This window comes from Natrarchaeobius halalkaliphilus (genome assembly GCF_003841485.1).
Taxonomy (GTDB): domain Archaea; phylum Halobacteriota; class Halobacteria; order Halobacteriales; family Natrialbaceae; genus Natrarchaeobius; species Natrarchaeobius halalkaliphilus.
In genome coordinates, this window is sequence record NZ_REFY01000003.1 from 121,986 (window position 1) to 140,025 (window position 18,040).

The window sequence follows — 18,040 nt, forward strand, 5'->3', positions numbered from 1 at the left end:
CAGAACAACCCCCATGTATTTTTTATTCTCGGCACCATTTCGAGGGAATAGAGATGACTTCGAGCACCGAGTCGTACGAGATGGTCGTCGTCGGCGGCGGAACGGCCGGCTGTTTCGCCGCGGCGACAGCGGCCCGAGACGGACTCGAGGTCGCCCTCCTCGAGCGAAAGACAGCCGACGAGGCCGGTAAGATCGCCTGTGGCGACGGTATCAAGGGGAAGAGTTCGTTTCCCGACGTCGTCGATCGCGATCGCCTCAAATCGGAATCGTTCACCAACCGCGAGATCAGTCGGGGTATCTTCGAGAACCCACGGACCGGCGAGTCGATCGAGATCCCGTTCGGTCAGACCGGCGCCGTGGTCGATCGACACGCCTACGGACAGGTCCTGCTCGATGAAACCGAGCGAGCGGGTGCCGAGATCCACTACGACACGGTCGTCAACGACGTCGTTCAGCCGAACGGTCGAGTGAGCGGTGTCACCGCGGTTCGCGACGGCGAACCCCTCGAGTACGAGGCCGACGTCGTCGTCGACGGCGCGGGCTCGCTGTCGGTGTTACAGGACAAAGCCGATCTCTCGTCGTCGACCTTCGATACGAACGTGAACTACTCGCAGTTCTGTTCGGCCTACCGCGAGGTGCTCGAGGTTCCAGAGCCCGTCGAGTGGGACGACGCGCTGGTGTTCAAGCCGACCGAGGAACTGGGCTACCTCTGGTACTTCCCGCGGTCGTCGACGGAGATCAACGCGGGACTCGGGTTCCAGATGAGCCAGAAGCCGATGGCGCTGGTCGACGTTCTGAAAGACGACATCGCCAGCCGACCGGAGTTTTCGGACGCGTCGGTCAAGAACAAACTCGGGGCGGCGCTGCCGACCCGTCGGCCGTACGACTCGGCCGTCCATCCCGGCTACCTTGCGGTGGGCGACGCCGCCGGCCACGTCAATCCGTGTACCGGCGGCGGGATTCCGGGCGCTGCGAAAGCCGGCCACTGGGCGGCACGAGTCGCGGCCGACGCGATCGCGGACGGCGACGTGAGCGAGGCAGCGCTCTGGGAGTACAACGAGCGCGTCCAGACCGATTTCGGCAAGCGCTTCGCCGCGATGGATCTCTACAACATCTTCGGTACCGCTCACGACCTGGACGAACTCGTGGCACTCATCACCGCACTTCCCGGCCAGCAACTCGTCGACGCGATCGGCAAGACGGGAACCGCGGACATGGGCCTGGGTCTCAAGCTACGGACGCTCCTCAAGACGGTCGGTCACTGGGACGTTCTCTACGAACTGTATCGGGTTCAGAACGCAGCCGGCTCGCTCAAGGACGTTTACGACGGCTACCCCGACGACCCATCGCGGTTCAGCGCGTGGCAGCGCGAACGCGACGCCGTGCTGGATCGGGTCTACGACGTTACCGGTGCCGATCCGAAGTACTGACGATCGACTGATTTCGACTCGAGCGTCGGGTTCGACCTGCTTCCCATCGGTCCCGTGACAACCCAAACCCATATTCTGTCGCCCCTCATCGTCTCCGCTATGGTACCCGGAGTCGACGATGCCGACGCGATATCGCCGGAGCACTGTCCGACCACGAACGGAATACCGATGCTCGGACTCGGAACCTACCGGAACACCGATCCCGACCAGTGTACAGAAAGCGTCAGGACGGCACTCGAGGTGGGTTATCGCCACGTCGACACCGCCCAGCTGTACGACAACGAGCGGGCGGTCGGTGCGGGGATCGATCGAGCGGACGTCGACCGCGAGGACGTCACTCTCGCGACGAAAGTCTGGTACACCGATCTGTCGTACGACGACGTCCTCGAGACGACTCGAGCGAGTCTCGCCCGACTGGGCGTCGATTCCGTCGACCTGTTGTACGTCCACTGGCCGGCGGACACCTACGATGCCGACGAGACGATGGCGGCGTTTTCCGAACTGGCCGACGACGGTCTCATCGACGCCGTCGGGGTGAGCAACTTCACGCCCGAGTTGCTCGGGGAAGCGATCGATGCCTGTGACGTCCCGATCGTGGCGAATCAGGTCGAGTTACATCCGTTGCTCCAGCAGCCCGAGTTGCGGGAGGTCTGTGCGAGCCACGACGTCGCGGTCGTGGCCTACGCGCCGATCGCTCGCGGCGCGGTGGTCGATCATCCGGTCCTTCGGGAAATCGCGGCCGACCACGATGGGACCGAAGTTCAGGTCAGCCTCGCCTGGCTTCGCCAGAACGGGATCGTCGCGATTCCGAAGGCGACCGGTACGGATCACATCCGCCAGAACTGGGCGTCGCTAGGGCTCGAACTCGAGCCGGCCGAACTCGAGCGGATCGACGCGATCGACGCCGGAAGGCGAGCGGTCGATCCCGACCTCGCAGCCTGGAACTGAGAAACGAAGCGTGATCGTCGGTCGATCGATCCGTCTCTGACCTGTCGGGTGGAAAGAAAGAGAAGGAAAGTTTACGGTTCACCGGCAGTTTTGCTTGCGTATGTCAACCCACTCTGGGAGGGGCGGCGGTGGTGGGGTCGTCGGCGCGATCAGGGCCGACCTCGGGCGGCTACACGGCGCGTGGATGGAACTCGCATTCCCGCGTCAGCGTGGCCGCGGCCACTCCGTCATGGGCAAGTGGAAACCCGAGACGCTTCCACAGAAGATCGGTTATCACGTCTGGAGCGTCCTCGGAACGATCGGCTTGCTCGCGCTTTATCCCCTCACCGTTCTCGGCTTTGCGACCCGCTACTACGCGGTGAAACTCGACTCGACGCGAACTCGTCTGGGTATCGTCGGCGTGACCGGCGTCGCCATCCTCGCCTGGGGGACCCTGACCGTCGTGGCTCACTTGCGACTGCCGTTCGACGCCTTCCTCGCCGTCGCTGCTGCGAGTCTCGTCGGGGTCCTTTCGACGGCGCTCGCGGCGGGGTTTTCGAAGACCGGCGGCCGACTCGTCTCCGTCCTCTTCGCCTATCCCTTCGCGATGACCGCGATCTTCCTGCCGCCGGTCGTCGCGGCGCTCGTGACGCCGTCGCTCGAGGGCGTCATCCTCGAACCGAGTTACGACTTCGCCATCTGGATCCTCGATACGATCTTGCACGTCGGCGGCCTCAACGAGTGGCTGCGCACGAACTTCACGCTCGAAGGTGCGGCCTACGCGGGAATGTGGGTCGGTATCTCGTTCCCGCTCGGTTGGTTCCTCGGGATTCCGATCGCGCTCGCGGATCTCGTCCGGCCGTCGAGCGACTGATCTCGAGGCCCGTTTTCGTCGGCCGGGACGATTTTCCGGTTTCCGACGATACTCGGTCGCTCGCGCCCTACCGCCGCGTATGAAGTTCGACCTCGCGAAAACGACTGTAGCGTTCGCACTGATCGTGGCTCTCGGGGCCGCCGCGTTGCTCGTAACCCCGATGATGGCGGTCGATACCGTGTTGATGATGGTCGTCCCGTCGATGATCGTCTTCGGTGCGATCGCACTCGTCATCGGGGTCAAACACGGCGAGTACCGCGCGGCGCGGTGAGCGGTGACGGCAGTTCGCGTCGACGGTCGAAACGGATCGACGGTATTCGTGGCGATAGAAATCGTTACGTCGGTTCGCGAAAAGTATGCGCCATGACTCGTGCCGAATCGGACGAGATCAACCTGCTGGACAGTCCGACGTTTCGATACGGGATCGCCGCCTCGACGACGGCAATCCTTTTCGTCGTGGCGTTCTGGCAGTTCGACGGGACCGTCCGATGGATCGTCGTCGCGCTTGCGCTGGCGAACGCCGTGATCGTTCCGCGGCGACTCGCGGCCGCCGCGGAGCAGGGCTGACTCGAGGATCAGGGACATCGGCGGCGAACGGTGACATCGGAACGGAGCACGAGCTCGAGGAGAACTCGACGATGGGTGTAAATCGATCCCTACGGAGGGAACGTCCGTCGATCGAAGTGACCTCCACCGCGGCCGTTACATGTAGCCGAGGTCGCGCAGGCGCTCCATCAGGTCCTCTTTGTCCTGGGCGCGGCCCGCACGCTCGGTGGTCCCCTCTAAGTCCTGGAGCCAGGCGGGGTCCTCGTCGCTCTTTTCGGTGCTGATCTCGCTTCCCAGCGAGCGGAAGCCGGCGAAGTACTTGGGCGAGACGGGGATGTCGTCCTGGGTGAGGTCGTTCGGCAGGTCGTCGTCGCTCTGTGGGACGTAGCCGTCGTCGGGGAACTCGGCGACGGTGTCGGGGACGACGAAGTTCCAGAACGCCTCCCAGACGGCGGCCTCGTCGAACTGGAGGATCGGCTGGACGCGGTCGTGTGGGGGGTAGATGTCCGGGTCGTGTCGCGGCGAGAAGAACGTCTCGTCGGCGCGTGCCTCCTGTTCGTCCCAGCGGACGCCGGAGATGACGCCGTCGACGTCGTACTCCTCTAAGGCGTCGTTGAGCGCGACGGTCTTCAGCAGGTGGTTGCCGGCGTAGGTGTCGAGCAGGAACGGGAACGCGTCTTCCTCGTACTCGAGGATGTTCTCGACGTGGTGGCGGTTGTGTTCGGAGAGCTCCGAGACCGGGACGTCGTCGCCGGGCTCGAGGCCGTTCTCTTCGACGTAGGTGCCGATGTCGTCGTTGCGCGCGTAGATGACTTCGAGGTCCCACTCGTCGGCCCAGTGGTCGACGAAGTCGTGGATCGCCTCGAAGTGCTGGTAGTGATCGATGAAGATGGCCGGGGGCACCTCGAGGTCGTACTGTTCGGCTACTTCTTTGACGAAGTAGAGGACGAGCGTCGAGTCCTTTCCGCCGGTCCACATGACGGCCGGGTTCTCGTATTGCTCGAGGCCCTGTCGGGTGACTTCGATCGCTTTCTCGATTCTGTCGTTGACGTGTGGATAGTCCGCTGGATCCTCGCCGTCGCCGTCGTCGTAGTCGACGTCGACGTACTCGGGGAAGTTCGGTGGCATCGTCTGTAATTAGATATAATTAGCACGGTTAAACCGTTTGGGAGTCCGGAAACCTCTGACGGAAGCTACGGTTCCGGTCGGCCTCAATCGAGCGCCGGAGCCTCGACCCGTCGTTCCGGGTCCGCGACGGCGAGGCGCTCCTGGAGAAGCCGAACGATGCGCCGGCCGGCCGCCCCGTCGCCGTACGGGTGAGGACTCGACTCAGGTTCCCAATCCTCGTGAAGGCTCTCGTGAATCGATCGAGCGTTCGGGCCGACCAGCCGATTCCAGCCGCAGTCGACGGTTTCGGTCCACTCGGTTTCCTCCCGGAGCGTGAGACAGCGCGTGCTGAGGAAGAACGCTTCCTTCTGGACGCCCCCCGAATCCGTCGCGACTCGCTCTGTCGCATCGAGCAGCCGAACGAAATCGAGGTAGCCCTGGGGATCGATGACCCGGAGGTCGCGGGTCGCCCGATCCCAGAGGTCGAACTCCCGCAGTCGGGACGCTGTGCGCGGATGTGCCGGAAAGACCACGGGGAGCGACGCGTCGGAAAGCCCGTCGATGATGGCGGCAAGGTTTTCTGGATCATCGGTGTTGCTCGCCCGGTGGACCGTCGCGAGCACGAACGACTCTTCGGCGACGTCGAGTTCCTCGAGGATCGTCGAGCGCCGTCTCGAGCGCTCCCTGGCGTCGAGGATCGCGTCGTACATCACGTCGCCGGTCCAGTGGACGCCGTCGGTGATTCCCTCCTCCGCGAGGTTGGTGACCGCTGTCCGACTCGGTGCGAAACACAGCGATGAGGCGTGATCCGTCAGCACGCGATTTACCTCCTCGGGCATCTCCCAGTTGTCGCTTCGCAGCCCCGCCTCGACGTGAGCGACGGTCAGGTCGCGCTTCGAGCCGACGATCGCGCCCGCCAGCGTCGAGTTCGTATCGCCGTAGAGCAAGATCGCGTCGGGTTCTGTCTCCTCGAGGATGGGTTCGAGCGCCGCGATCATCGCCGCGGTCTGGCGGCCGTGCGTATCGGACTGGACGCCGAGATTGTACTCCGGCTCCGGAATGTCGAGTTCGTCGAAGAAGACGCCGGAAAGCTCCTCGTCGTAGTGCTGGCCGGTGTGAACGAGTACCTCCTCGCCCACCTCCCGGAGCTTTCGCGAGATGACCGCCGCCTTGACGAACTGCGGACGAGCGCCGACGATCGAACACACCCGCATCAGCACACCTCCGATCGGTCGAGTCCGTCGCCTGGCGATTCGACATCGTGTCCGACGGTATCCGTCTCGAGCGGATCACCGGTCGCTTCGACGGGCTGGAGGGCTGTTCGGAGCTGGCAGAAAGATCGTCCCACCTGGATCACCTCGGAAATCATGGCAGTCTCCCCTTCTAGAACGGATTATTTCGTTATCGAGGCGTTACCTCGGAGAAGTCAGTGGCTGTACCTCGAGGCGAACGGACGCGACGTCGACGCCTCGAGGTACCCACTGCCAAACGGATCGGATGGGACGGGTTACCGTCCGAACTCGAGGGGTATCGTCACAGCTGCGCCGATCCACACCGACCGCGTCGCCATCGTCTGAGCGGGGATGGTGCGACGCGAAGTGGCGACTACCGTATCGGAACCCCGAAGAACGCGCCCGAGGTGCGGTCGTGCCCTTTACTTCGAAAATCAAAGTAATGGGCGAAAACGGATTTCCCGGCGTCTAAGCGGCGCTGTACTGTTCAATTTCACAGCGCGACTCGTCCGGATCGCGGTCCCAGCACGGAACTTATCAGAGTCGAGGTCCTCCCCCACGTATATGAGCGAACGGTCCGGATCTTCTGAAGCGGCGTTCTGGGGAGATGCGGACGACACCGAGGCCCTCGGGCACTACCGTTCCCTGATCGACTCGATCGACGCCGGAATCTACCGACTCGACGCAGACGGCCGCCTCCTCTCGGTCAACGACCGCATCGTCGAGATAACCGGGTTCGCGCGCGAACGGTTGCTCGGCGAGCACGTGTCGGTGCTCTTCGGCAGGGACAGTGAGACGATCGAACGCGAGATCGACCGCCTCCGAGCGACCCCCTCCGACGACAGCCGGTTACTCGATCTCACCGTGGAGACCGCCGACAGCGAACAGATTCGCTGTGAACTGCGGGTGAACGTACTCCGGTCGGATGATACCGTACAGGAAACGGTCGGTATCGTCCGCGAAACTGGCGGACGTCGACGGAGGAAACCGGAAGCCACCGAAGCGACCTTCCGCCGACTGTTCGAGAACGTGCCCGGAAACTATCTGATCGTACAGCCCGGAGGGTACGAAATCGTGGCCGTGAGCGACGCGTATCTCGACGCGACGATGACCGAGCGATCGGAGATCCTGGGTAAGACGTTGTTCGAGATCTTTCCGAACAACCCAGACGACCCGGCCGATGGCGTCGAGAACCTCCGTGAGTCGCTCGAGAGGGTAGCGGAGTCCGGGGAACCGGACACCATGCCGGTGACGCACTATCCGATTCCCGACCGCGGAACCGGTGGCGGTGAGCCGAGCGAAGCGAGGCGATCCCCATCGGGCGAGCGCACCGAGTTCGGCGGCGAAGAGTTCGAAGAGCGGTGGTGGAATCCGATCAATTCGCCGGTGTTCGACCCGACTGGCAAAATCGACTACATCGTCCACAGCGTCGAGGACATCACTCCAATCGTCCAGGAACTTCAGGCAGAGGACGAACAGGAGCTGTTACACGCTCCCGACACGTCGGATTCACAGCTCGTATCGGGGTCGAATTCACAGCTCGCATCTGACATCGCGCTGCGCGGACAGGAGTTACTACAGCAGGCGAAACAAAGCGCGTACGAACAACTGCACGAGAGCGAAGAGCGCTTTCGCGCGTTGGTCACCACCACGTCGGATGCGGTGTTCAGCACGAACGCGGACTGGAGCGAGATGCACAGGTTAGAGGGATCTGATTTCCTCGCTGACACCGACGAGGAAGGGCCGTCGTGGGTTGAAAAATACGTACCCCCCGATGACCGGCCGCGCGTTCAGCGAACTATCGACGAAGCCATTCGTGCGAAACGCAGCTTCGAGTTGGAACACCGGATCGTTCGTGAAGACGGCACAGCAGCCTGGATCGTCTTGCGCGCCACACCGCTCCTGAACGAGGACGGCGAAATCACTCGATGGTTGGGCGCGGCGAACGACGTGACCGAACGGGTCGAACGCGAGCGATATCTCGAGGATGCGAAAGAGCGACTGGAAGCGGCGACAGAAGCCGGCGCTGTCGGGACCTGGGAGTGGCACATTCCCGAAGACCGGCTGGTCACGGGCGTGTCGTTCGCCAAGAAGTTCGGGATCGATCCCGACGCGGCCTCGGAGGGCGTGTCGTTCGACCGGTTCGCCTCGGCCATCCACGACGACGACCGCGAGCGGGTCGAACGCGAGATCGAGGCCGCCATCGAATCGGGTGAGGAGTACGAAGAAGAGTACCGCGTCTGGGACGACGACGACGAACTCCGGTGGGTCGTCGCGCGCGGTCACGTCGAGTACGATGACGGAAACCCGACAACCTTCCCCGGTGCCCTGGCCGATATCACCGAGCGAAAGCGGTTCGAGCGCCGACTCGAGGAATCCAACAAGCGCCTCGAACAGTTCGCGTACGCCGCCTCACACGACCTCCAAGAGCCCCTGCGGATGGTCACGAGCTATCTCCAGTTGATCGAGCGCCGCTACGCGGATGAGCTCGACGAAGACGGTGAGGAGTTCATCCAGTTCGCCACCGACGGTGCCGACCGGATGCGCGAGATGATCGAGGGACTGCTCGAGTACTCGCGGATCGAAACGCGCGGCGATCCCTTCGAGCAGATCGATCTAGACGCCGTTCTGGCGGACGTTCGCCGGGATCTTCAGGTGAGAATCGAAGAGAGCGATGCCGAGATTACGGCCGAGCCGCTGCCCCACGTCGAGGCTGATCCGGGACAGGTACGTCAGGTATTCCAGAACCTGCTTTCTAACGCGATCGAGTACAGTACCGATCCGCCACGGATAGACGTTTCCGCTGTGCGGAACGGTTCGGAGGTGACCGTCTCGGTCGCCGACGAGGGAACTGGTATCGATCCGGACGACAGGGAGCGCGTCTTCGAAGTGTTCCAGAGCCTACACGCCCAGAACGAGCACTCGGGAACGGGGATCGGCCTCGCGCTCTGTAAACGTATCGTCGAGCGCCACGGCGGTACCATCTGGGTCGAACCCGAACCGGGCGAAGGCGCGACCGTCTCGTTTACGCTCCCTGCTGCAAGCGGTGACGAGACGTGAGTGTTCGACGAGGCTAATCCGGCCTCTTGGTCGCACCCTATACGTGGCGATTCGGACTCTTGACCGAGCGACGACGGAGAACGAGATGGATGACCATCGTCGTCACCACCTTTCGGACGGCCGTTCGACTCCAGAAGTCGCTACCGATCGTAGCGTATACTCGATCCGTCCGTTCCCTCAGTCGCTAATGAACTTGTTGTCCCGCCAGTTGACGCCGCTTTCGCCCGAGCCGTGATCGCGCGGCCCTTCGACGACCTCGATGTTAGCCGGACGCGGTTCGCCCTCGACGATTCGGGTGGCCTCGAGTTCGCCGCCGTGCTCTGAGATGGCGGTCAGCGTACCTTTTTCCGTATTTTCTGCGATCTCACAGAGGACGAGGAACATCTCGTACTGGAGCAAGGAGTTCTGCAGGACGGTTTCGCGGTCGCCTTTGAAGGCCGCGAACTCGACGAGTTCGGATTCGATCTCCTCTTCTTCTTCTTCGTCCCAGTGGAAGGAGTTGCGACGCTCGTCGGGGTCCTCCTCGTAGACGCGGTTTTCCGTCACGCTGGCTTTGAGCTGGGCGCTGGGGGTGTACTTGCTGACGGTTTCGTCGTTGGCGACGGCTTTTAAGATGAGCGTGTTGTTCCGCCGCGTGATTTCGACGTCGTCGACCCCTTCCGGGAACGTCGCGTCGTCGATATGATCGCGGAGTTCTTCGAGGGGGAGCTCGAGCGTCGAGTGCAACCGATATACGTGTCTGGATTCCTCTGTTGACATAGTGGGAAGGTTTGCGGCGACGGTCGCTTGGGTGGTACTACGTGGGCGTGACTTATATGATCTGCTATTAACTACGTGTCACTCGAGCCCGGATAAATTCAACCGCGGGGTTTCGGTACGGATTTTACTCTGGACCGAGGGTCGCCGCCAGTTCATCACGCTCTTCTAACTCAGCGAGAATATCCGACCCTCCGACAAATTCCCCGTCGACGAACGTCTGGGGGATCGTCTCCCAGCCGCTTTGGTTCTCGAGGGCGACGCGGAACTCGTCGAGTGACTCGAGGGCGTCGACCGTCTCGTACTCGTCGCGGTACTGGTCGATCAGCCCGAGCGCTCGCTTGGAGTAGCCACACTGGGGCATCAGCGCCGTCCCCTTCATGAAGAGAACGACTTCGTTGTCCTCGATCGCCGTTTCGACTCGCTCGTCGACCTCCTCCTGGTCGAGACCCTGGTTCGGTGGAAAGTCCATGTGGGGCTGTAGGTCGGTGAGCGGGATATGCCTTGCGTCCACGAGGATCCCGCGCCGTTCCCCACCGACGAACGCAGGCCCCTGGCCGATCCGGCGTCTCTCAGCCCGGTCCGGTCACGTCGACGCCGTCCGCGAGCAGCCGCCTGCGAACCAGATCCCGGTCGACGGTACCCGATGGCGTCCGGGGAATCGATCCCGCGAACCCGACAGTCTTCGGTCGCTTGAACGACGCGAGGCGCTCTTTACAGTGCTCGAGGATCGACTCGATCGCGCGGCGCTCGCGTGCGTTCTCTCCCGTCGAGCGCCGGGACGACTCGAGGACGACCAGCGCCGAGACGCGCTCGCCCCACTCCTCGTCGGCCAGCCCGACCACGGCGGCCTCCGCGACCGCCGAGTGCGACCGGAGCGCCTCGCGGACTTCATCGGGATCGACGTTCTCGCCGCCCGTGACGATTCGGTCGCTCCGTCGATCGTGAACCCAGAGCCGGCCGCTTTCGTCCCTGCTCGCCATGTCGCCGGTGTGTAAGCCTCGCTCGTCGACGGCGGAGACCGTTCGGTCGTCGTCGAGATAGCCCGGCGACACCGTCGGACCCGAGACGACGACTTCGCCAACCTCGCCCGTTCCGACCGGGTTTCCCTCCTCGTCGACGATCGAAACGTCGGTCGTGACGAGAGCCCGTCCGACGGTTCCCGGCCGCTCGACGGCGTCCGCCGGCCGCGCCGTCGCGATCTGCGAGGCGGTTTCGGTCATCCCGTAGGTCGGGTGGACCGGAACGCCGCGGTCGCGACAGCGCTCTATGAGGTCCCGCGAGGCCGGCGCGCCGCCGAGCAGGACGAACCGGAGCGTTTCGGGCGGCGTCCAGCCCGCCTCGAGTAACCGCCGGCACATCGTCGGGACGAGCGAGACGCCGGTGATTCCGTTCGTCTCGATGATGCGGGCCGTTTCCTCGGGATCGAACGAGCGCTGGATCACGGTGGTGGTTCCGTACAGCGTCGACCGGACGAGCGGCGCGAGCCCGCCCATGTGATACATCGGCAGACAGCAGAGCCACCGGTCGTCGGGGAGGACGCCCAGCCGAAACGCCGAGCCGATCGCGCTCGCGAGGAGGTTGCCGACGGTCAGGCGGACCGCCTTCGGCTCGCCCGTCGTCCCGGACGTGAACATGAGCAGGTGGGTTCGGTCTCGCTCGAGTTCGACCGGCTGCAAGTCGGTCACTCTATCCGGCCGAAGCGAATCGACGGCGTCGTGTCCGGAATCGTCGACCGAGACGATCGGACCGTCCGTGATCTCCGTGGCCAGTTCCGCCGTCGTCGACGAACAGACCAGTCCGTCGAGGTCGAGCCGATCCGCTTTCGAGCGCAGTTCGTCCGCCGTCTCCCGGACGTTGAGCGGAGCCACGGTGACGCCCCGGCGCATCGCGGCGAAGTACACCGCGGCGAAGGCGACTCGCGTTCCGACCAGGACGCCGAGTCGGGCTTCGGCGTCGTGGTCGCAATCGGGTCCGAAGACGGCGTTCTCGAGGCCGGCGGCGACTCCGTCCACGCGCCGGTCGAACGCCGCGTACGTCCACGACTCCGTCGTTGCTCCGTCCCCGCTTCCGGCCGAACCGTCCGCTTCAGCGTCGACGCTGACGATCGCCGTCGCCGCGGGCGTCGTCGACGCGCGCACGGACAGGAGATCCCGCGTCGGCCACTCGATCGATCCGATCACTTGTCCCACACCTCGTCGATGCCGAGCCCCTTCGCCTGTGGAACCACGGCCGACCCGTTCTCGAGCAAGACGGGATCGCGACCGAGGTCCTCCGCGAGCAGTCCCGCGGTTGCGAGCCCGCAGGCGGGGACGTCCGGAATCGAGGCCGCGAGATGGACGGCACCCGTGCGGGCGACGACGCCGTCGATCGTCGTCGTCACGATCGGCGTCAACTCGAGTTCGGTCGTCCAGGCGGCCATCCTGCGCGCGACGTCGATCCCGCCCACCGCCATCGGTTTCAGGACGACGGCATCGGCCGCGCCCGACTCACAGATCGCATCGATGCCGTGTTCGAGAACGCCCTCGTCGAGTGCGATCTTCACGTCTCGCGCGCGTTCGCGGAGGGCCGCGTGTCCCTCGAGCGCACCCGCCGGCAGCGGTTGCTCGAGGATCGAGACGTCGAACTCCTCGGCTGCCTCGAGGACGCTCTCGGCCTCCTCGTAGGTCCACGCCTCGTTGGCGTCGAGGCGCAACTCGACTCCTGACCCGGCCGCACGTCGCGCCTCTCGGAGCCGTTCGACGTCCGCATCGACGGATCTGAGTCCGACTTTGAGTTTACAGCAGTCGTATCCGCGCTCGACGGCCCGGCGCGTTTGCGCTCCGGTTTCGGACGGCGAGCCGTCGCCGACGGTCGCGTTCACGGGGACGCGCCCGATCATCGGCCCCCGACAGAGATACCGATACAGCGGCGTCGCCTCCCGGTTCGCCTGCAGGTCCGAAAGCGCGAGTGAGACGGCGTGTCGGGCCGCCACCTGTCGATCGACGCTCTCCAGTGCCGCCTCCGGGCCGTCGTCTCGAAACGCCGTTCGTGCGCGCTCGAGTGCTTCCTCACAATCCGCGGTGGATTCGGTCCAGCCAGCCAGCGGCGTCGCTTCGCCGTAGCCGACCGTAGCGGGATCCGTGACCCCCTCGCCGCGATCGACGAGGCGGACCAGAAACCCATCGCGGGAGTCGATCGTCCCCGACGCCGTCTCGAGCGGACTCGAGAGCGAAAGCGAGAAGGAGCGATACTCGAGGTCGAGATTGGATTTCCCGGTCATGCTAGCACCAGCCCCGAACCGAAGAGCACCGCGAAGATCGCGAGCAGTTTGCCGGTCTCTTCCAGGGCCGGATTGAGCGCCTCACCGTCGGTCCGGGTGCAGACGGTCCGGGCGATCAGCGCCGCGTAGGGAAGCGAGGCGACCGGGAGCAAGACCGCCGGCGAGAACCCTTCGATCAGCCAGAGCCAGACCGGCGTCAGGTACGCCAGCCCGACCATGGCGACGTACTCGAGGCGGGTCCACCGATAGCCGAGTCGAACGGCGAGCGTGCGTTTGCCGGTCTCGGCGTCGGTTTCTTTGTCCCTGATGTTGTTGACGACGATGATCGCCGTCGCGAGTCCCGCGATCGGGAGGCTGGCGACGATCGCCTCGCGAGTGATCGTCCCAGGCGGAACCGTCGCCGCGAGCGGCTCCGCGAGGACCGTCGCCGCCTGAACGTAGTAGGTTCCGACGACGGCGACGAGGCCGAAAAAGACGAAGACGAACAGATCCCCGAGGCCGTGGTAGCCCAGTGGGTAGGGGCCGCCGGTGTAGGCCCAGCCACAGAGAACGCTCACGAGTCCGATCACGAGGATCGGCAGGCCGCCTTCGTAGACGAGGTACGTTCCCGACAGGATCGCCAGCGCGAAGGTCACGATCGTCGCGAGTTTGACCTGGTCCGGGGGAATAATTCCCGCCTGCGTGACGCGGGTAAACCCCTTCCTGTCGTCCGTATCCGCTCCCTTGACCGCATCGTAGTAGTCGTTCGCAAAATTGGTCCCGATCTGGATCAGCGTCGCTCCGACGAACGCGATCAGCGCCGGAAGCGGTGCGAACACGCCGTCGTGGACTGCAAGCCCCGTTCCGACGATGACGGGAGCAGCCGCCGCGGGCAACGTCTGCGGGCGTGCGGCCATCATCCACGCCTTCGTCCGTGAGATCTCGTCGGCCGTACTCATTCGTTCGAGTGTCCCACTCGAGAGAGTGTCAACGTTGGCATTGCAACCGCCCCCGGTGCCACAGACGTGGCCGTCGAAACCGGTGACGTACACCAAAATCAGTTACGGACCAACGTTCAGGGTCGGTTTCGGACGACGAGACCGACGATCGCAGCGGTAATTCCCACGATCGCAGCCGGGATCGCGAACCCGGGGATCGGATCGTCGGACGTCGAGTCATCGCCGCTCGAGGGGGCGGCCGTCTCTCCGTCGCTGTCGTCGGTTTCGTCGGATGCGTCCCCGTTATTCGCGCTCGAACCGTCCGCCTCCTCAGCGCCGTCCGTTCCGTCACCGTCCTCGACCGCGGCGTCGTCGGCCAGCGTCACTCCCTCCGGTTCGTCGGCGTCGTCGTGTTCGCCTCCGGAGCCGTCGGATTCTTCATCGCCACCGTCGACGTGGACGGTCGCGTCGCGTTCGAACACCGACTGCGGATAATCGGTGACGAGTATGGCCGAGCCGTCGGTGAGTCCGATCGTCTCCGTCGTCGGCGGAGCGTCCTCGGCTACCTCGAGTGTGACCGTCGCCGCGGGTTCGGTCGCGACCGCGCCGTCGCCTGGGGGCTCGCGCTCCTGCTCGATCGTTACCGCCCCCGTCTCGTCGTCGATAGTCGCGGAGCCGATCACCTCCGCGTCGGAATCTCCCGCCGCGAGCATCGAACGGTGCTCGACCTCGGTAGCGGTGAAGACGTCGGTATCGTAGGTGAGATCGAACGAAAGCTCACCGAGTCCGTTCGCGTCGTAATCGCCGTGATCGCTCACCATCACCTCGAGTGCGATCGTTTCGCCGGGATCGGCGTCGATTTCGCTCTCTTCGACGTAGATGATGGTCACGCTGTCGCCCGCGATGACCGGTGCCGGGACGACCGCCCCGAAGGCGAGACCACACAGAACAACGACCAGCAGGACGGTGCGTCGTCGCGATCGACCGTCGGAGACGGACGCCCGTTCCATCACCGATCCTCCAGAACGAACTCGACCGGTGGCATCTCGAGGAACGCCGTCTCGTACCCCTGGTGGCGTGCAACCTGTGGCGGCGACTCGATCGTGATCGTCACCGAGTCTCCCGGCTCGATGTCCGCGATCGACGCCCCGTAGTGGAGATCGTACTCGCCGTCGAGAGTCTGCTCGAGCGTCGATTCACCGACCACCTCGCCGTCGCGTTCGACCGTCACCGAGAGAGACATATCCGCGAGCGGAACCCGGTTGTACGGTGTTCGAGGCGAAACGAGTAGGTACCGCTCGTCGCCGTCAGCGAGCCTGAAGCCGGACTCGAAGACGGTCGCAAGCATCGCCGCGTCGCCGCTTCGCGGGAGGTCTTCCGTTTCCTCGGGAACGGAGTCCGAGGTCGGGCCGACGAGTAGCGTTCCGGGGTACTCCTCGACTCGCGGGAGCGCGGAGTACGGGACGTGGTGGTCGTGGTCGTCGTCTCCGTGTTCGTCGTGGCCGTCGTCTCCGTGTTCGTCGTGGTCGTCGTCTCCGTGTTCGTCGTGGCCGTCGTCTCCGTGTTCCCCGTGGCCGTCGTCTCCGTGCTCGCCGTGGCCATCTCCGTGTTCCCCGTGATCCATCGGACCGATCGCACCCGGGCGGCCCCAGTACTCCTCGTCGAAGTACTCGACGCCGTCGACGACCTCGTGGCGGAACTCGTCGTCATAGACGAACTCGAACGTTGCAGTCCGGCTCTCCGTCAGCCGCCCCTCGAGCGCGCCGGTTCTCGTCGTCGAGATCGACGGAATCGTCACCTCGACGGTGTAGGTGCCGTCCTCGGGCAGGGGAACGTTGTCCCCGAAGTGAAAGCCCATCCCCTGGGAGATCATCGCCCACGGCGACCGCGGCGATCCGACGCTTTCGCCGTCCCGGAAGACCCTGATCTGGGCACCTTCGTCGGCCGGAAGGACGATTCCCGTTTCCGCGTCCCAGAGTGTGAACATCATGTGAACGCCGCGGCCGTCGTCTGGATCGACCCGTTCGACCTCGTCGTCGGTCCCGCCGCCGGCGATCACCCAGAACGGGTGGGGATACGAGAGCATCGGGGCAAGCACGAACTCGCCGGCCTCGATCGGCTCGAGCATCCGCATGGCCTCGCGGTGGGTGGGTAGGTAGACTGCGGCGGGGGGATCGTCGACTTCGACGAGTTCGGGTGCAACGGTCACGTCGTCGTCCTCGGTCGACTCCCCGGTGTCTTCGTCCGGATCCTCTCCGTTTCCGCCGAGTTCGAGACAGCCCGCGGCTGCGAGAAGCCCGGTCGCTGCGCCGAGTCGAATAACCGTTCGTCGATCGATGGTGTCGTGTTCCTGCATATGTCGTGTTTGTCTGAATCGTCGTGTGATTACGTTCTTCGAGTCGGGTTCGCCGGCGGCAACGAGCGAAGGGATCGCGGCGGAATCAGGGCGTTTCCCCGGCGGTCGATGAAGATGTAGTGGCGAATGCCGTTGTTCGCGAAGGGCACGTCGAGGTCGGCACCAGTCATCGCCTCGCGCACGCGAACGAACTCGCTGATCTCGCGCTGGAGCGAGACGAAGTGAAGTCCCGGGCCGTCGTCGACGGTGTTGAAATCCCGCCGCAAGAGGAGCGGATCGCCGTTTTCTCTGGCTCGAGCGGCCTTCTGGGCGTGTCCGACGACACCGCGTTCGCGGGCGTCCGCCTCGGTCGCCTCGATGCGCTCGTCGCTCAGTTCGCTCGTCGCACCGAGTCGTTCGCCGTGATCTCCGACCATCTCTCGCTCCGCGTGTTCCGGGCTGAACATCTTCGAGACGCGCTGGTAGTGGTTTTCCTGGTCGAACCAGACCTCGAGTTGGATGTCCATCGAGGAGACGTGCTGTGTCGTCCCGCCGGCGAACGGTCCCTCCGTGATCGTAACGCGATCTTCGGTCGCTTGACTCTCCCGAAAGCCCGAGCGAAACCCCATGAAAAACGGTGCCTCCTCGGGAACCGAGTCGGGAACGCCGTCGACGTCAGTTCGCTCCGCCGGCAATCCGTCTCCGACGAAGCCGGTCCGTCGGTCGTCCTCGAGTCGCTCGAAGACGTCCGAAAGCCCCGTCTCGACCGAGACGTCGTTCACCGTTTCGCACTCACCGAACAGCCCCTCCTCGGCCTCGAGGACGACCGACGGACGATCGCTCGCGAGGTGAAAGAGGGCATCGAACTCGTCGAACGTCGGACTCTCGCGATCGGTCAGTGCCGCCGGTTCGGGCAGATCGACCGAATCGGGTACCGGATCGTCAAACCGTTCGAAATACGAGGGCGTATAGCCGATGGTGAAGACCAGCCCCTCGTTGCTCCACTCGTAGGCTCGCTCGAGCGTTTCGAAGGCCCGTTCGACGGTCTCTCGGCTCGTCTCGTCCGGGTGGTCGACCAGAGAGAGCGCCACGAGGACGTGGTGTTCGGGCAACGCTACGTTGCCGTCGTCGTCGCTCGAGAGGGCGTCGTTCCAGGCGTGCTGGCGCTCCGGAAGCGAGTCGGGATCGTCCGTTCCCGTCGGCACGTCGGTCGCTCCGCTCGCGCCGTCACCATCGACGGCGTCGAGGCAGGCGGCCAGAGCGGAGACGCCGCCCGCCGCGACCAGTGACCGAACATATTCCCGGCGGGACAGCGAGGACCGGTCGGAGAGTGTCACCAGTCGGTATACGGGGACGGAACGTCCAAAACGTTGCGCTTCGTCGTCGAATATACCGTCACCTGTGACGCCGGTGTTCGATCGTTCGACTCCAGAACTGCTGTCACGAAACCGTCTCTGACTGAACCACCACCGACAATACAGTCGAACCGTGTCGCCCACATTTCGGTATAAATTGCCACCTTCTGAGGGGCGATCACAGAGTCAGGGGGACTCATCCGCGTCTCGCGGTCGGCTGAATTCGGCACCGCGTCTCG

General features: G+C 64.4%; 18 protein-coding genes. 7 read left to right on the forward strand and 11 right to left on the reverse strand.

What is annotated here, in order from left to right; all coding sequences use genetic code 11:
• The first annotated feature begins 53 nt into the window (after nucleotides 1–53).
• The 5 genes from EA462_RS07515 to EA462_RS07535 all read left to right on the forward strand — a co-directional run bounded on the left by EA462_RS07515 (nucleotide 54) and on the right by EA462_RS07535 (nucleotide 3,798).
• Complete coding sequence (locus tag EA462_RS07515; RefSeq protein WP_124177955.1) at nucleotides 54–1,430, forward strand: geranylgeranyl reductase family protein; 1,377 nt, start codon at nucleotides 54–56, stop codon at nucleotides 1,428–1,430.
• 99 nt (nucleotides 1,431–1,529) lie between these two features.
• On the forward strand, nucleotides 1,530–2,378 hold the full coding sequence (locus EA462_RS07520) for an aldo/keto reductase (protein ID WP_124177956.1): 849 nt from the start codon (nucleotides 1,530–1,532) through the stop codon (nucleotides 2,376–2,378).
• Nucleotides 2,379–2,478: 100 nt separating this feature from the next.
• On the forward strand, nucleotides 2,479–3,231 hold the full coding sequence (locus tag EA462_RS07525) for a hypothetical protein (protein ID WP_124177957.1): 753 nt from the start codon (nucleotides 2,479–2,481) through the stop codon (nucleotides 3,229–3,231).
• Between the two features lie 79 nt (nucleotides 3,232–3,310).
• A complete protein-coding gene (locus EA462_RS07530; protein WP_124177958.1) occupies nucleotides 3,311–3,502 on the forward strand; it encodes a DUF7333 family protein in 192 nt (63 codons plus the stop codon).
• Between the two features lie 92 nt (nucleotides 3,503–3,594).
• A complete protein-coding gene (locus EA462_RS07535) occupies nucleotides 3,595–3,798 on the forward strand; it encodes a hypothetical protein (protein ID WP_124177959.1) in 204 nt (67 codons plus the stop codon).
• Between the two features lie 135 nt (nucleotides 3,799–3,933).
• On the opposite strand, the gene EA462_RS07540 is transcribed toward EA462_RS07535, so the two are convergent.
• The 3 genes from EA462_RS07540 to EA462_RS17725 all read right to left on the reverse strand — a co-directional run bounded on the left by EA462_RS07540 (nucleotide 3,934) and on the right by EA462_RS17725 (nucleotide 6,232).
• Nucleotides 3,934–4,905, reverse strand: coding sequence for a phosphoadenosine phosphosulfate reductase family protein (locus EA462_RS07540; protein WP_124177960.1), 972 nt, complete (start codon nucleotides 4,903–4,905; stop codon nucleotides 3,934–3,936).
• Between the two features lie 83 nt (nucleotides 4,906–4,988).
• Complete coding sequence (gene wecB, locus EA462_RS07545) at nucleotides 4,989–6,098, reverse strand: non-hydrolyzing UDP-N-acetylglucosamine 2-epimerase (RefSeq protein WP_124177961.1); 1,110 nt, start codon at nucleotides 6,096–6,098, stop codon at nucleotides 4,989–4,991.
• Nucleotides 6,098–6,232, reverse strand: a complete 135-nt coding sequence (locus tag EA462_RS17725; RefSeq protein ID WP_279387007.1) for a hypothetical protein — start codon at nucleotides 6,230–6,232, stop codon at nucleotides 6,098–6,100. The genes wecB and EA462_RS17725 overlap by 1 nt, the downstream gene beginning before the upstream one ends.
• Nucleotides 6,233–6,251: 19 nt before the next feature.
• Here EA462_RS17725 and EA462_RS07550 point away from each other — a divergent pair, with 19 nt between their 5' ends.
• Nucleotides 6,252–6,461 (forward strand): hypothetical protein, encoded by a 210-nt coding sequence (locus EA462_RS07550; RefSeq protein ID WP_124177962.1) that lies wholly within the window; start codon nucleotides 6,252–6,254, stop codon nucleotides 6,459–6,461.
• 219 nt (nucleotides 6,462–6,680) lie between these two features.
• Nucleotides 6,681–9,176 carry a PAS domain S-box protein gene (locus EA462_RS07555; protein ID WP_124177963.1) on the forward strand — a complete coding sequence of 832 codons (2,496 nt, stop codon included), beginning with the start codon at nucleotides 6,681–6,683 and terminating at the stop codon, nucleotides 9,174–9,176.
• Nucleotides 9,177–9,353: 177 nt separating this feature from the next.
• Here the strand turns inward: EA462_RS07555 and EA462_RS07560 are convergent, their stop codons facing one another.
• The 8 genes from EA462_RS07560 to EA462_RS07595 all read right to left on the reverse strand — a co-directional run bounded on the left by EA462_RS07560 (nucleotide 9,354) and on the right by EA462_RS07595 (nucleotide 17,783).
• Nucleotides 9,354–9,935: a DUF7110 family protein gene (locus EA462_RS07560; protein WP_124177964.1), complete on the reverse strand. Its 582-nt coding sequence runs from the start codon at nucleotides 9,933–9,935 to the stop codon at nucleotides 9,354–9,356.
• Nucleotides 9,936–10,059: 124 nt separating this feature from the next.
• Nucleotides 10,060–10,404: a glutaredoxin family protein gene (locus EA462_RS07565; protein WP_124177965.1), complete on the reverse strand. Its 345-nt coding sequence runs from the start codon at nucleotides 10,402–10,404 to the stop codon at nucleotides 10,060–10,062.
• Nucleotides 10,405–10,504: 100 nt separating this feature from the next.
• Entirely contained in the window at nucleotides 10,505–12,115 is a 1,611-nt protein-coding gene (locus tag EA462_RS07570) for a class I adenylate-forming enzyme family protein (protein WP_124178455.1), read from the reverse strand.
• Complete coding sequence (locus EA462_RS07575; protein ID WP_124177966.1) at nucleotides 12,112–13,194, reverse strand: mandelate racemase/muconate lactonizing enzyme family protein; 1,083 nt, start codon at nucleotides 13,192–13,194, stop codon at nucleotides 12,112–12,114. The genes EA462_RS07570 and EA462_RS07575 overlap by 4 nt, the downstream gene beginning before the upstream one ends.
• Nucleotides 13,191–14,132 carry a 1,4-dihydroxy-2-naphthoate polyprenyltransferase gene (locus EA462_RS07580; protein ID WP_124177967.1) on the reverse strand — a complete coding sequence of 314 codons (942 nt, stop codon included), beginning with the start codon at nucleotides 14,130–14,132 and terminating at the stop codon, nucleotides 13,191–13,193. Before EA462_RS07580 ends, EA462_RS07575 begins: the two co-directional genes overlap by 4 nt.
• 116 nt (nucleotides 14,133–14,248) lie before the next feature.
• Nucleotides 14,249–15,121, reverse strand: coding sequence for a cohesin domain-containing protein (locus EA462_RS07585; protein WP_165872032.1), 873 nt, complete (start codon nucleotides 15,119–15,121; stop codon nucleotides 14,249–14,251).
• Nucleotides 15,121–16,467 carry a DUF7350 domain-containing protein gene (locus tag EA462_RS07590; protein ID WP_124177968.1) on the reverse strand — a complete coding sequence of 449 codons (1,347 nt, stop codon included), beginning with the start codon at nucleotides 16,465–16,467 and terminating at the stop codon, nucleotides 15,121–15,123. The genes EA462_RS07585 and EA462_RS07590 overlap by 1 nt, the downstream gene beginning before the upstream one ends.
• Nucleotides 16,468–16,496: 29 nt before the next feature.
• Complete coding sequence (locus EA462_RS07595) at nucleotides 16,497–17,783, reverse strand: DUF7405 family protein (protein ID WP_124177969.1); 1,287 nt, start codon at nucleotides 17,781–17,783, stop codon at nucleotides 16,497–16,499.
• Nucleotides 17,784–18,040: the final 257 nt, after the last annotated feature.